Here is a 13,925-nt window from a genome sequence, read left to right on the forward strand (position 1 = left end):
GACTTGGAGGCATAGCACTCATGGACTTCACCACCACCGAAGCGGCCGAAGACCTTTCGGGTCTGGTCGGCACCATTGTGGATGCGGTGTGCACCCCGGAGCACCAGCGTGAGCTGGACGGGCTGGAGCAGCGCTTCGACAGCGGGCTGTGGCGCAAGCTCATCGACGCCGACGTCGTGTCCAGTGCCGCGAGCGAGGCGCTGGGCGGCGGAGGGTTCGGCGTGTTGGAGCAGACAGCGATCCTGACCGCGCTGGGCCGTCAGCTGGCCGCGGTGCCCTACCTGGAGTCGGTGGTGCTGGGCGCGGAGACGCTGGCCAAGTTCGGCTCCGCGCAATTGCAGAAGGACTGGGGCGCACCGGCTGTGGCCGGGCAGAAGATCCTCAGCGCCGCACTCGACGGCGACATGGGCGAGGGCCCGGTGCGGGCCGCTAGAAGCGACGCGGGCTTCCGGCTCACCGGCACCCGCACCCAGGTCGCGTTCGCCCCGGTGGCCGACGCCTTCCTGGTGCCGGCCGACACCGATTCCGGCACCAGCGTTTTCCTGGTCGCCGCGACGGACCCCGGCGTGACGGTGACGCCGTTGGCGACCACCGGACTGGGCAGCGTCGGGCACCTGGAGCTATCCGGTACCGAGCTGGAGGCGGGCCGCCTCGTCGGCGGAGCCGAAGCGCTCGACCACCTGAGCAGCCTTGCGGCGCTGGGCCACAGCGCCTACCAGCTGGGAGTGCTGGAGCGCGGCCTGATCCTGACCGCCGAATACGCCCGCGAGCGCGAGCAGTTCGACAAGCCGATCGGCAGCTTCCAGGCCGTGTCGCAGCGGCTGGCCGACGGCTACATCGACGTCAAGGGGCTGCGCCTCACCCTCACCCAGGCGGCCTGGCGGGTCGGCGAAGGACTGCCGGCCGCAAGCCAGGTGGCCACGGCCGCGTTCTGGGCCGCCGAGGCCGGCCATCGGGTGGCGCACAGCATCGTCCATATCCACGGCGGGGTCGGCATCGACATCGACCACCCGATTCACCGCTACTTCCTGGCCGCCAAACAGACCGAGTTCGCACTCGGCGGCGCTACCGGGCAGCTGCTGGCGATCGGGCGCGAGCTGGCCGAGACCCCGGTCTGAGTCACAGGTCGGCGATGGGCAATTCGAAGTTGGGGAAGGTCATGCCACCGTCGACTTCCAACACCTTGCCGGTCAGATAACTGCCGGCCGGGGACGCCAGATACACTGCTGCCGCGGCGATGTCGGCCGGGTCGCCAAGCCGGCGCATCGGTGTCACCCGCTCGATGGACGCCCGCAGCTCGTCGTTGGAGGCCACCACATCCAGCGATGAGGTGACGATCGCTCCCGGCGCGATCGCGTTGACCCGGACCCGCGGGCATAGGTCCAGTGCGGCCAACCGGGTGTAGTGGGCAAGCGCTGCTTTCGCCGTGCCGTAGGCTGCGAAACCCCGCCCGGCCAGTCGGCCGATCGCGGAGCTTATGTTGATCACGTTGCCGCAGCCGGGGTGCTCCAACATTCGCGGCACCGCTGCGGTGGTCAGCGCATGGGCGGTACCGACGTTGAATTCGAACGCCTTGACCAGGTCTGCGGTCGACGTGTTCAGCAGGGCGCCAGGCACGGTCCCGCCGACGTTGTTGACCGCGATGTCGAGCCTGCCGAATTCGGCCACCGCGGTAGCGGCCAGGCCGGCAACGGTTTCCGGGTCGGCGAGGTCGGCATCGACCACGTGGGCGCGGCGACCCGTGGCGCGGACCTGCTCGGCGACCGACTCCAGTTGCGGTCGGGTGCGCGCCGCGATGACGACGTCGGCGCCGGCCTCGGCGAACGCCAGCGCGATCGCCGCGCCGAGACCGCGGCCGGCGCCGGTGATCACCGCGACCTGGCCGTCGAGCCGGAAACTGTCCAGGATCATTTAGCTGCCTTTCCTACTGGATACCGCTGGTCGGGGTCGAGCACGCAATGGGTGCGTCCGAAAACCGTCACCATGCACTTGTTGCAGTGGTTGCAACGACTTTCGGTGGCCGGATCGTCCATCATCCGCTTGAGCAGGTCCGGTTCGCGCAGCAGCGCCCGGGCCATCGCCAGGTAGTCGAAGCCCTCCCGCATCCCGGTGACCAGGTGGCCGTAGTTGGTGATTCCACCGAGCAGGATCAGCTTGGTATTGCGCATCAGCGGGACGAACTGACGAGCCGACTCCAGCATGTAGAGGTCCTCATAGGGGTACTGCCCCATCATCTTCTTGCCGAGCACCCGCACGCCTGTTTTAAGTGGTTCGGGCATCACCGCCGCGAATTCATCGACCGGCACGTCACCGCGGAACAGATACATCTGTTTGAGCACCGAGGAACCCTGGGTCAGTTCGATCGCATCGAGGTTGGCGTCGCGGTCCAGCAGCTGCGCGGTCCGCAGGGACTCGGTTAACCAGATGCTCCCGCGAATGCCGTCATCCATGCTGATCTTGGCGATCACCGCGATCTTGTCGCCGACGGTTTCCCGGACCCGGCGGGAGATCTCCCGCACGAATCGACTGCGGTCGTCGATGCTGCCGCCGTAGGAATCCCTGCGCCGGTTGAGTTTCGGGCTCAGGAATGAGCTAGGCAGGTATAGGTGGCCGAAATGCAGTTCCACCGCGTCGAATCCGGATTCGACCGCGACGGCGGCGGCATCGCCGAATTGGTCGACGACCTGCGCGATCTCCGATGTACTGATGCCACGGCAGTACTGCAGACTGGACGGATTGAAGAACCGGCTCGGCGCCATCGGCGTGCTGCCGGTGATCTTCTTGGACGCCACCACACCGGCATGGCCCAACTGGGCGGAGACCGCAGCACCGCCCTCGTGCATGCTGTCGGTGAACTTCCGCAGTCCGGGGATCGCCTTGCGGCTCATCAGGATCTGTCCCGGCGCGCTGGCGCCCTCCGGTGCGACACAGCAGTAGGCCAACGTCGTCATGCCCACTCCGCCGTCGACGTAGCGCCGGTGGAAGTCGATGAGTTCGTCGGTGACCAGACCTTTCGGCGACCGGCCTTCCGATGTCGCGGCTTTGATGATCCGATTCCGCAGCCGGACCGGGCCGAGGGTGGCCGGTGTGAACGGGTCGGGGGTTGGGGTGATCGCCACGGCCGCAAGTGTGCGGGGCCGCCCGAACCGGGGCAATCGCCGATACCGGTCAGCGGGATGGGCGCGTCCCCATCAGCTGTTGTGCGGCACCCCACTGATCAGCCCGCCGTCCACGACGAACTCGGCGCCGGTCGCATACGACGAGTCGTCACTGGCCAGAAAGCAGACGAACTTCGCCAGTTCCTCGGGTTCGCCGGGCCGGCCCAGCGGGATCGGCAGCAGGTCTTCGGGAATGCCGTCGATCATCGGGGTACGCACCATGCCGGGGTGGATCGAGTTCACCCGCACGTTGTAGGGCGCCAGTTCCTGCGCCGCGGATTTGGTCAGGCCGCGCACCCCGAACTCCGACGCGACGTAGCCGTGCGAGAACGGGCTGCCGCGCATGCCTTCGATCGACGAGACGTTGATGATCGATCCGCGGCGCCGGCTGACCATCGTCGTGGCGACTGCCTGGATTCCCAGGAACGTTCCGGTGAGGTTGATGTCGATGATCTGCTGCCATGCCGAAAGCTCGTAGGTGTGCAGCGGCCCGCCGTTGACGATGCCGGCATTGTTGACCAGCACGTCCAGCGAACCGAACTCGCCGACCGCGGTGTCGACCGCGTCTTTCCACTGGTCGGGCCGGGTGACGTCCAGGTGCACGAAGCGCGCCGCGTCGCCGAGTTCGTCGGCCGTGGCCGCGCCGACGTCGTCGATGATGTCGCCCAACACCACCGCAGCGCCTTCGGCAACCAGTTCGCGGGCGTGCGCGGCGCCCATCCCGCGGGCGCCGCCGCTGATCACCGCTACCCGACCGCTCAGACGTCCCGCCGTCGGCATGCTCAGCTCCTCCGCAGATCAGGCGCGGGCCGCAGCTGCCACACCGGGTCGGCGCAGGCGAGCGCTTCGGCCGCAAGCTCGCGTTTGAGTACCTTGAAGGTGGCGGTGCGTGGTAGCGCCACGCTGATGCGCACGTAGGCCGGCCATTGCTTGGGCCCCAGATCGTCCTGCGCCGCAAGGAATGCGCCGAACTCCTCCGGGTCGAATTCGGCCTCCGGCGCCAGCACTAGCGCGGCCATCACCTGGTCGCCCACCGCGGGGTCGGGGATCCCGTAGACCGCGGCCTCGGTGACCGCCGGATGCCGCAGCAGCACCCGTTCGATGGGTGCGGTGCCCAGGTTCTCGCCATCCACCCGCAGCCAGTCGCCGAGCCGGCCGACGAAGTACACATAGCCGTCGTCGTCGCGGTAGGCCAGGTCCCCGGTGCGGTAGACGCCGTCCAGCATGCGTTCGGCGTCGGCACCGGGGTTGTTGTAGTAGCCCTCGAATCCTCCGGAGCCAGCGCTGTTCACCAGCTCGCCGGTCACGCCCGCCGGGCAACTGTGCCCGGTGTCGATGTCGATGACGTCGACACCGTCGGGAAGCGGGCCTAACGCACTGGCCGGGGTCTCCGGAGTGCGGCCGATCGACACCCCGCCCTCGGTCGAGCCGTAGCCATCGGCGACCACACAGCCGAAACGCCGGCCGAACCGTTCGATGTCGTGCGCACCGCCCTCGTTGCCGTAGACGACGCGGAGCGGATTCTCGGCGTCGTCGTGACACTCCGGAGTGGCCAGTACGTAGGCCAGCGGCTTGCCCACATAGTTGGCGTAGGTCGCCCCGTAGCGCCGGATGTCGGGGAGGAACTGTGATGCGGAGAACTTGCGCCGCAACACGATCGAGCCGCGGCAGGCGGCGGCGACGCCCCAGCCCACCAGGATCGCGTTCGAGTGGAACAACGGCATCGCCACATAGCAGACATCATCGGAGGTCATCGCGAACTGGTCGGCGATCATTCCGCCGGCATATGCGACCTTCCCGTGGCTGCATCTGACCGCCTTGGGATCCCCGCTCGTTCCGGAGGTGAAAATCAGCATGAACAGGTCGCTCGACGCGGTGTCCGCGAAGCTCACCGGCGCATCCCGGTGGACGGCGACAGCACTCGCCCACGACGGCGAATCGACGTTGATGTGCGGTATCTCTCCCAGCGCCGCAGTGGATCTGGTGTCGGCCAGAACCAGCTGGCAGTCCGCGTGTTCGATGTCGCGGGCCAGCGCTGCACCGCGTCGCACCGAGTTGAGCCCCACCGGCACGATGCCCGACATCCCGGCCGCGGCGAGCAGCGCCGAGAAGAAGGGAGTGTTCTCCAGCAGCACCCCGACGTGCGGCGGCCGATTCGGGTCGAGACGCTCCCGCAGCGCCGCCGCGATCGCCGCCGCGTGCCGGAGGTGAGCCCGCCAACTGGTGAAAGTGTTTTCGAAATAGATTCCGCGGTCCTCGATCTCAGCCAGTGGCGCGAGCAGACCGGTCACGGTCGGCAGTTTGCCAGTCATGGCGCGACTCAACGGGCTTCCTCCTGTGGGTCAAGATTGGCTTTGACGTCGTTGCGCCGGACGCCGATCGCGGTGATGATCTCCAGAGCGCCTGCCAGCATGAGCACCGGGCCGGCCACAATCGCCAGCGCCGCAGGTGTGTCGGGCCGCACCGCGAGAAGCAGGTTGCCACAGAGCAACACGACCAGACCGGCCAGCCCCTGCAGTCCGTGGGACGGCATGGCCCTGTTCATCAGTGTCGCGTTCTGCCAGGTGAGTCCGCGCACGATCATCGCCAGGGCGGTCCATAGCGCGATCAGCGCCGGAGTGCCGAAGGCCTCGTTGAGGCCGAGTGTGCTGAAGATGATGTAGCCGTCGGCGGCCAGCAGTGCCAGCGCCCTACTGCTGCCGAGATGAGTGCCGAACGGAACGGCCAGCTGGCCGATTCCCGACAGAATCAGATACCCGCCGAGCAGAACCTGCGCCAGACCAACCGGCGCAACCAGGAGTGTGAAACCCACCCCCACCGCCAGTATTCCGATGCTAAGCAGGGCCGGCCATGCGTAACGGGCGAGCCGGTGGGGCAGTACGGGCGATGACACTGCGACGGGCGACATCAATTCCGTCATATGTACGATCTCCGAACAGGAGTACGCATACCGGTCAGTATGAAGCAGCTCACAACCAAAGTCAACGGGGGTTTGACCTACCGTGGCGGCGCTGTCCGTTATGCCCGATCTGCTATAGCCGGCGACGAATTCGGCATTCGACTCCCCGCGACCACCCGTTTCATGATTTCTGCGAGAGAGGGGAGAGGACCGTGAACTTTGCGGCGTTGCCGCCGGAGGTGACCTCCGGATGGATGTACTCCGGGCCTGGGGTCGCACCGATGCTCTCGGCCGCGACGGCTTGGGAACAGCTCGCCGCCGAACTCGGCGCGGCCGCCTCGAACTTCCAGGCGGTGATCAGCGAGCTGGTCGCTGACCCGTGGCAGGGCCCGGCCGCCAATGCGATGACCGTCGCCGCCGCGCCCTTTGCGCATTGGATGAGCGGAACCGCCGACCAGGCCCGCGAAGTGGCCGGGCAGGCTCGCGCCGCCGCCGCGGCCTACCAGGAGGCGCACGCCGCGGTGGTCCCCCCTCCGGTCATCGCCGCCAATCGCGCACACTTGCATTCGCTGTTGGCCACCAACATCATCGGGCAGAACACCCCGGCGATCACGGCCAACCAGGCGGACTACGGTGCGATGTGGGCTCAGAACGCCACGGCGATGTACGGCTACGCCGCCAGTTCCGCGGCCGCGACGACTCTGTCACCGCTGGCCGAACCGCCGCAGAGCACCAACCCGGCCGGCCAGGGCAGCCAGTCCGCCGCGGTCGGCCAAGCAGAAGCGCAAAGCGCCGGCTCCCAGGCCTCGAATATTCTGAGTTCGATGGCCAGCGGCAACCCGCTGCTCGATCTCCTCACGCAGATCAACAACTTTCTAGAGAACAGCCCGCTGTATCAGGCGGCCAATTTTCCCCTCCAGACGCTCGGGGGCGCCATTTCGGTCGCCGGCACGCCGATGTTCCTGGCGATCTCGCCGATCTTCTACGTCATCCCGGCGATCTTCTCCTGGTTCCCCGCGATCGTGGGCGGCACACCGTTGGCATTCACCATCTCCGATGTGTCCGGGCCCGGATTGGGGTCGACACTGATCAGCACGGCCGGCGGCCAGGCCGCGGCCGGCGGCGGCGGGGTCTCGGCCGGGCTGGGCCGCGCCACCAGCATCGGCGGATTGTCGGTGCCCCAGACCTGGGACACCCCGGTCAAACTCGCAGCCACCGCTACGGCGTTGCCGGCCGGCGCCGGGATGGGCGCTCTGCATGGCATGCCGCCGATCGCCAGCGTGGTCAATGCGCCACGCGGCGTAGCCGGGAACAATCCACGAAACACCCTGCGCAGCAAGGTGGTCGGCGAGTTGGGTACGCCGGACCTGGTTAACCCGTTGACCGATAAGGAGCGCGAAGAACTCGACGGCCTGCGCGCGGAACTGACCGAGCTGGTGATGGAGCAGGACGCGGTGACGCGTCTGATGAACCAGGCCTTCCAGGCGTGAGCCCGGTGAGCTTCGCAGCGCTGCCCCCGGAGGTGACCTCCGGATGGATGTATGCCGGACCGGGAACCGGGTCGATGCTCTCCGCCGCCACCGCCTGGGATCGCTTGGCCAACGAACTCTCCTCCGCCGCAGGCGAGTACGAGTCGGTCATCGCGAGTCTGCTGGCCGGGCAGTGGCAGGGCCCTTCGGCGGCGGCCATGAGCGCCGCGGCCGCCCCCTATCGCCAGTGGATGACCGCCACCGCAGAGCAGGCCCGCCAGGCCGCGACCCAGGCCCGGGCGGCCGCCGCGGCGTATCAGGCAGCGCACGCCGGCGTGGTGCCCCCGACCGTGATCGCCGCCAATCGATCGACGCTGCAGTTGCTGGCGGCCGGCAATGTGATGGGGCAGAACGCGGCGGCGATCGCGGCAAACCAGGCCGCCTACGCCGAGATGTGGGCGCAGGACGCCACCGCCATGCAAACTTATGCTCAGGCCTCCGCAGCGGCCGCCACCACCTTGACGCCGTTCAGCGGTCCCAACGGGAGCACCGACTCCGCCGGCCAGGGCAGGCAGGCCGCCGCCGTCGCCCAGGCGACCGCGCAGAGCGACGCCGCCGGGGGCAACTCCTTCGTCGACTTCCTCGCCCAGCTCAACAACTTCCTGCAGACCAACCCGCTGTATCACGCCGCCAACGCGCCGATCACGGCGTTGGGAAAGCTGCTGGCCACCCTCGGCGCGCCGGGCTACCTCGGCATCGCGTCACCGATGCAAATGCTCGGCCCGGTCTGGCATTCGTTCTTCCCGCACATCGCCGGTGGCGCTGCCGCGGCGGCCACTATGTCCGAAGTGTCCGGCGCCGGCCTGGGGCAAACACTGGTGGGCGCCTCAGCGGGCCTGGGCCGGGCCGCGTCGGTCGGGGGCTTGTCGGTGCCCCAGAGTTGGGGCGCACCGATCCGGCTGGCCTCGTCCGCGACGCCGCTGGCGGCGGCCTCCGGCCTGGCCGGGGTGCCCTCGGCAGGCCCCGCTGGGATGGGCGGGGTGCCGATGGTCCCCGCCCTGATCGACAAGCCCGGCAAGCCCGGCGGAGCCTCGGGTCCGCGAACGAAACTCGTTGCCCAGCTGGGTAATCAGGCCGCGCCTAACCGGTCGCGCCGTCGCACGTCCAGTGTCGCCGGCCCGCTCAGCGATCCCGAACGCAACGAACTCGACAAGCTGCGCGCGATCGTCGCCGACCTGACGGGCCAGCGCGACAAAGCTGCCAACTCGATCAAGGAGGCCATTGCGCCATGACGATGGATTTCGCGACGCTACCGCCGGAGGTGACCTCCGGCTGGATGTACACCGGACCCGGTTCGGGCCCGATGCTGTCGGCGGCGGCGGCTTGGGACGGCCTGGCCGCCGAGCTCAGCACGGCTGCGGCCGGATACCGGTCGGTGCTCGCCGAGCTCACCGACCATCAGTGGCAAGGCCCGGCATCGGCGTCGATGAACGCGGCCGCGACCCCGTATGCCGCCTGGATGACCGCCATCGCCGAGCAGGCGCAGCAGGCCGCCGACCAGGCGCGGTCCGCGGCCGCAGCCTACGAGGCCGCCCATGCGATGACCGTCCCGCCGCCGGTGATCGCAACCAACCGCAGCCTGTTGGCAGCACTGGTGGCCACCAACATCCTCGGCCAGAACACCCCGGCGATCGCGGCCACCCAGGCGCACTACTTCGAGATGTGGGCTCAGGATGCGACCGCGATGTACACCTACGCCGGCAGTTCTGCTGCGGCGGCGGCGCTGGCGCCGTTCAGGGAGCCGGCGCAGAACACCAATCCGGCAGGCCAGGGCGGCCAGAGCGCGGCCGTCGGGCAGGCGGCGGCGCAGAGCGGTTCGACCCAGGTGTCCGACGCCCTGCAGTCGCTGTCGACCGGCGCTGCCCAGGCCACGACGGGCACGGACCCGATCTCCCAGTGGCTGATCAACATGTTCGAGTCACCGACGGTCGTACAGCTCGAGACGTTGTTCGGAAACCTCGCTCCGCTGTCATCGATGTCCAGCGGAATGGCGGTCTGGGGCGACGCCGGCGCCTTCTCGCTGATCCCACTGGTCAACGCGTGGGTGACGCAGTTCCAGTCGGCGCTGGGTACCGGGGCCGCCGCGGCAGCCGCCTCGGTGGTGTCGGATGTGTCCGGCGATGCCATGGGCGCGACGCTGGCCGGTTCGGCCGCGCCGATCGGCCCGGGCGGCAGCGGGATTTCGGCCGGGTTGGGGCGTGCCACGTCGATCGGCGGGCTCTCGGTCCCGGGCAGTTGGGATGTCCCGAAGATCAAGCTGGCGTCCATGGCGACCCCGCTCGTCGAAGGCCCGACCGGCACGGGCGGCATGGTCGGCGGCGTGCCGCCGATCGGCAGCATGGTCAACGCGCCCAAGGGGGGTACGCCCGCGCTCAAGGAGGGCCCGCGCAGCAACCTGGTTCCTGGCCTCACCGGGGCGGCCGCCGGCGGGCAACAGGCGGGTAGTCGCTGGACCGAGTTCGACCCGAACAACCCCGCCGAGGGCCCGCTCAGTGAGCGCGACGAACTGGAAGGCCTGCGCAAGGCCGTCGGCGAGCTGGGCCGGCAACGTGACATCCTGCGGGAACAGGCCGCGATACTGCTCAACAAGGCGATGCAGCGGTAGCTTCAGCTATGTCCGCGAACCTTCGCCAACTTGTGACCGCGCTGGGTCTCGGCTCCGGCACTGTCGCCGCGCTGTTGTCCTCGCCCGGCGCCACGGCGCAACCGTCCGGTGGCACTCTTCCGTCCAACTGCCTGCCCGGTATCCACGGACAGCTGGTGTACTGCGACGAGGACATCAGCCCCGACGGCAGCTGGGTGCGCTGCGCCCGGCCGAAGCCGACTTCGATCACGGTGTTCGGCGGCGCCAGTGGATATCTGCCGGAGGGCCCGCCGGACTGCCAGTTGGTCAGACCGGAGGCGCTGCCGGCCGGGTCACCGCCGTACCACATCGGCTACGGCGGCGAGGCGACCGGCCGGGTGTGATCCGGCCACGGTCAGGAGAGTTTGGTCAAATTGAATCGACTCGGCATCGGCGTGCCGCCGCACGGGGTGCCTTCCGGCTGGAACTGCCCGATCAGCGCTTCCGGATCAACCGTGTATCGCAGCGTCGCAGGCATTTTTGTCCTGGTCATGACATAGGCGTTGCCGGGGCACTCGACACCGGGGTCCGCATAGCGGAAGAACACCCAGTGCGTTCCCTCCCGGTGCGCATCGGTGTCCGTACCGCCGCTGGCGGTGGTGATGTGGCGGCAGTCGTCACCGCACGGGGTGACGGTCCAGGTGGTCGAGGATCCTTTGGTGTAGCCCTGCGCCGGCGCGTTGAACGAATAGGTGCCGCTGAAGTCGTCCGCGCGCGCGGCAGGCGCAGCCGCGATCGCGAAACCGCTGGCCAGTACCGCGGCCGCCATCAACGCCGAATGGGTCATGCCTGCGCCTCCGTCTGGTCAGCCGAGGGTCTTGGTCAGCGAGAAGGCGGTCGGCACCGGGGTGCCGCCGCACGGGGTGCCCACCGGCTGATACTGACCCATCAAGGTCTGCGGGTTGATGCGGAAGCGCATCGTGGTGGGCAGCTTCCGTTTGGTGAAGTTGTAGGAATTGCCCGGGCACTCGATACCGGGGTCGACGAACCGGTCGAACACCCAGTACGTGCCGTCCCGATGGGCGTCGGCATCGGTGGCCCCGCTGGAACTGAGGATGTGAACGCAGTCGTCGCCGCAGGGGGTGACCGTCCACAGCGAGGAGAACTCGCTGGCGCCGTCGGCCGTCAGGGGCCGGTAGGCGTAGGTGCCGTCGAAGTCGTCGGCCGCCGCGGTCGGGGCGGCCGCGATGGCGAGCCCGAGCAACACCGGGGCCACCGCGATGGCTCTCAACCGCCCGGCCCGATCTTGGCCAGGGTGAACGTGGTCATCCGGGAGGCCCCGCCGCAGGGCGTGCCTTGCGGCTGCAGCTCGCCGTTGAGCGTGGCCGGGTCGACCCGGAACTCGACCGTTGCGGGCATCAGCGTGTGGTTGTCGCAGAGGATGCCGGCGGTGTCGTAGCGCTGGAAGACCCACCGCCCTGCGACCAAGTGGGCATCGGTGTCGGTGAGGCCCGACGCCGTGTTGATGTGCACGCAGCCGTCGCCGCACGGGGTGACGGTCCAGGTCGTGGCGAACGCGGCGCCGTTCATCCCGCCGGAGTAGGAGTAGGCGTACTGGCCGCCGAAAGCCGGTACCGCCGCAACTTCGGCTCCGGCCTGCGCCGCCACCGCGAGGGCGGCGGCGCAGGCCGCTGTGAGGGCGGCCGCATGGGATGCTGCGGTCTTCATCAGGCCCAGCTGGAGCCGACGGAGGCGTCGGTGTTGGCCATGTTGTTGCCGGCGGTCTGCACCTTCTGACCGTGGGCATTGGCCTGCTCGTAGATCACCGCGAAGTTGCGGCCCAACTGCGCCACGAACTCCTGGCAGGCCACCGAACCAGCGCCACCCCAGAAATCCCCGGCAGCCAGCACGTCATGCACGATCGCCTGGTGCTCGGCCTCCAACGACGCCGCCTGGGCACGAATCAACGCACCGTGGGCGTCGACATCTCCGAATTGATAGTTGATGGACATAGCCCGACTTCCTTTCTGCTAGCTGCTCAGGATCTGCTGCGAGGCCGCTTCTTGGCTCTCGTAGTGGTTGGCGTCACGGATCAGCCCGTCCCGCACCCCGTGCAGCATGTTCACGATGTTGCGAAACGCCGTCTGCATCTGACCCATGGTGTCCATCGAGGTCCGCTCGGCCAGACCACCCCAGCCCGCACCCGAGATGTTCGTCGACGACGCCCACATCCGCCGGGCCTCATCCTCCACCGTCTGAGCGTGCACATCGAAACGCCCCGCCATGCTGCGCATCGCGTCGGGATCCGTCATAAATCGTGTTGCCATGTACTTCTCCTTCTCTTCGGTTGATTCGGTTAGCCGGCGGCCGCGGCGTTGGCCGCCTCGGTGGCCGCGTACGAGCCCGCACTCGTGCCGAGCATGGCCACGAACTGTTCGTGGATGGCCGCGGCCTGGGCGCTGACCGATTGGTAGAGCTGGGCGTGGGCGGCGAATTGGGCCGCGGTCAGCGCGGAGACCGGGTCGGCCGCGGCGGGCACTACGCCCGTCGTGGGACTCGCGGCGGCGGCGTTCACGGCATTGACCGACGCGCCGATCGCCTGCAGGTCGCCCGCCGCCGAGGAGAGCATCTCCGGCTGCGTCGTCACAAACGACATGTGTTCATCCTTTCTCGATACTGTTTAGTGGTTTGCGAATTCTCAGCAGGCCCGACTGGGGTGGGCCCGGGGAAGCACGTCGGGCGGGTGACACTGTTCAACGGCCAGCTCCCGCAGAGTGGTGATCAGCGCCTCGGCGCCGGGACTCACGGTGCGCCCGGTCGCGGTGGCGATGGTGATCGAGTTCTTGACCGACAGCGTGACGGGCAGTGCGCACAGGCTGGGGTCGTCGTAGCCCAGCGGTTCGGGCAGCAGGCCGACCAGGTCGGCGTCGGTCAACAGTTGGCGCATCGCCAGCAGCGATGACACTTCGACCCGGTTCTCCGGCAGCGGCATGCGGTGCCGAGCAAACAGATGCTCGACCTCCCGGCGCAGACCGGTGTCCGCGCCGGGGATGACCCAGGGCTGCCCCTGCAGGTCGAGGAACGTCACCGCGGGCCGCTGCAGCAGTGGGTGCGCGGCGCGGGCGAACACCCCGACCGGTTCGGTGTAGAGCGGGGCTTGCATCTCGGATTCGCTCGCGGGCCCGCGCCGCGCGACGATCAAGTCGAGCCGGCCCGCACCCAACTCGACAGCGAGCACTTCCGGGGTGTTCTCCTCGACCACCACGGTCAACCGGGGGCGCTCGACTTTCAGCCGCGCGATCGCCCGCAACAGCAGCCGGTTGGCCCCGCCCGCGTCAGCTCCGACCACCACGGTTCCCCGGTGCGGGTCTGCCAATTCGGTCACATGACGCCCGGCCTGGGCGAGCTGAGCCAGAACGGCCCGGGCGTGCCTGGTGAAGGTCTCGCCGATAACCGTCGGGGTCACCCCTCGTGGGCCGCGCTCGTAGAGGGGCACGCCCAGAATCGCCTCGAGGTCACGCAGCGTTCGGGTCGCCACCGGCTGGGTGATGTGCAGCGCGGCGGCTGCGGCGATCACGCTGCCCTGAGTGGTCAGCACATCCACCAGCACCAAATGCCGCAGCTTCAACCGGCCGTCCAGCAGCCGCAGTTGATCCATCAGGCGCCGCGCCCCAGCGCACCGTACGTACTACGTACACCTGTTCGCATAGCGATCAGTATGAAATGGTTCACACGTGATGTCAATACGCGACGCAGCACACATTTTTGGCTTGACA

At 68.5% G+C, this 13,925-nt stretch carries 17 protein-coding genes; 5 read left to right on the top strand and 12 right to left on the bottom strand.

What is annotated here, in order from left to right; genetic code table 11:
* Positions 1–20: 20 nt before the first annotated feature.
* Positions 21–1,118, top strand: coding sequence for an acyl-CoA dehydrogenase family protein (locus AC5Y31_RS07310; protein ID WP_499979277.1), 1,098 nt, complete (start codon positions 21–23; stop codon positions 1,116–1,118).
* 1 nt (position 1,119) lies between these two features.
* On the opposite strand, the gene AC5Y31_RS07315 is transcribed toward AC5Y31_RS07310, so the two are convergent.
* From AC5Y31_RS07315 to AC5Y31_RS07335, 5 genes are all read right to left on the bottom strand, one after another.
* A complete protein-coding gene (locus tag AC5Y31_RS07315) occupies positions 1,120–1,911 on the bottom strand; it encodes an SDR family oxidoreductase (RefSeq protein ID WP_499979278.1) in 792 nt (263 codons plus the stop codon).
* Positions 1,908–3,119, bottom strand: coding sequence for an NADH:flavin oxidoreductase (locus AC5Y31_RS07320; RefSeq protein WP_499979281.1), 1,212 nt, complete (start codon positions 3,117–3,119; stop codon positions 1,908–1,910). Before AC5Y31_RS07320 ends, AC5Y31_RS07315 begins: the two co-directional genes overlap by 4 nt.
* Before the next feature lie 72 nt (positions 3,120–3,191).
* A complete protein-coding gene (locus AC5Y31_RS07325; RefSeq protein WP_499979283.1) occupies positions 3,192–3,938 on the bottom strand; it encodes a glucose 1-dehydrogenase in 747 nt (248 codons plus the stop codon).
* A gap of 2 nt (positions 3,939–3,940) precedes the next feature.
* Positions 3,941–5,470 (bottom strand): long-chain-fatty-acid--CoA ligase FadD17, encoded by a 1,530-nt coding sequence (gene fadD17 / locus AC5Y31_RS07330; RefSeq protein WP_499979286.1) that lies wholly within the window; start codon positions 5,468–5,470, stop codon positions 3,941–3,943.
* Between the two features lie 8 nt (positions 5,471–5,478).
* The gene (locus tag AC5Y31_RS07335) at positions 5,479–6,078 is read right to left on the bottom strand and encodes a hypothetical protein (RefSeq protein ID WP_499979288.1); all 600 of its coding nucleotides are present in this window, start codon (positions 6,076–6,078) and stop codon (positions 5,479–5,481) included.
* A gap of 191 nt (positions 6,079–6,269) precedes the next feature.
* Here AC5Y31_RS07335 and AC5Y31_RS07340 point away from each other — a divergent pair, with 191 nt between their 5' ends.
* The 4 genes from AC5Y31_RS07340 to AC5Y31_RS07355 are packed head-to-tail and all read left to right on the top strand — an operon-like array spanning position 6,270 to position 10,553.
* Positions 6,270–7,547, top strand: a complete 1,278-nt coding sequence (locus AC5Y31_RS07340) for a PPE family protein (protein ID WP_499979292.1) — start codon at positions 6,270–6,272, stop codon at positions 7,545–7,547.
* A 5-nt stretch (positions 7,548–7,552) separates the two neighbouring features.
* Entirely contained in the window at positions 7,553–8,818 is a 1,266-nt protein-coding gene (locus AC5Y31_RS07345) for a PPE family protein (RefSeq protein ID WP_499979296.1), read from the top strand.
* 2 nt (positions 8,819–8,820) lie between these two features.
* Positions 8,821–10,191, top strand: a complete 1,371-nt coding sequence (locus AC5Y31_RS07350) for a PPE family protein (RefSeq protein ID WP_499979720.1) — start codon at positions 8,821–8,823, stop codon at positions 10,189–10,191.
* An 8-nt stretch (positions 10,192–10,199) separates the two neighbouring features.
* A complete protein-coding gene (locus AC5Y31_RS07355) occupies positions 10,200–10,553 on the top strand; it encodes a CDGP domain-containing protein (protein WP_499979297.1) in 354 nt (117 codons plus the stop codon).
* An 11-nt stretch (positions 10,554–10,564) separates the two neighbouring features.
* Here the strand turns inward: AC5Y31_RS07355 and AC5Y31_RS07360 are convergent, their stop codons facing one another.
* The 7 genes from AC5Y31_RS07360 to AC5Y31_RS07390 are packed head-to-tail and all read right to left on the bottom strand — an operon-like array spanning position 10,565 to position 13,807.
* On the bottom strand, positions 10,565–10,996 hold the full coding sequence (locus tag AC5Y31_RS07360; protein WP_499979299.1) for a hypothetical protein: 432 nt from the start codon (positions 10,994–10,996) through the stop codon (positions 10,565–10,567).
* 18 nt (positions 10,997–11,014) lie between these two features.
* Positions 11,015–11,416, bottom strand: coding sequence for a hypothetical protein (locus tag AC5Y31_RS07365; RefSeq protein ID WP_499979300.1), 402 nt, complete (start codon positions 11,414–11,416; stop codon positions 11,015–11,017).
* Between the two features lie 20 nt (positions 11,417–11,436).
* A complete protein-coding gene (locus AC5Y31_RS07370) occupies positions 11,437–11,877 on the bottom strand; it encodes a hypothetical protein (RefSeq protein ID WP_499979303.1) in 441 nt (146 codons plus the stop codon).
* Positions 11,877–12,161, bottom strand: coding sequence for a WXG100 family type VII secretion target (locus AC5Y31_RS07375; protein ID WP_085265358.1), 285 nt, complete (start codon positions 12,159–12,161; stop codon positions 11,877–11,879). The genes AC5Y31_RS07370 and AC5Y31_RS07375 overlap by 1 nt, the downstream gene beginning before the upstream one ends.
* A gap of 18 nt (positions 12,162–12,179) precedes the next feature.
* Positions 12,180–12,476 carry a WXG100 family type VII secretion target gene (locus AC5Y31_RS07380; RefSeq protein ID WP_499979305.1) on the bottom strand — a complete coding sequence of 99 codons (297 nt, stop codon included), beginning with the start codon at positions 12,474–12,476 and terminating at the stop codon, positions 12,180–12,182.
* Between the two features lie 29 nt (positions 12,477–12,505).
* Positions 12,506–12,805 (bottom strand): PE family protein, encoded by a 300-nt coding sequence (locus AC5Y31_RS07385; RefSeq protein WP_499979308.1) that lies wholly within the window; start codon positions 12,803–12,805, stop codon positions 12,506–12,508.
* A gap of 42 nt (positions 12,806–12,847) precedes the next feature.
* Entirely contained in the window at positions 12,848–13,807 is a 960-nt protein-coding gene (locus AC5Y31_RS07390; RefSeq protein ID WP_499979309.1) for a LysR substrate-binding domain-containing protein, read from the bottom strand.
* Positions 13,808–13,925: the final 118 nt, after the last annotated feature.

The organism is Mycobacterium sp. NGS18 (genome assembly GCF_059813185.1).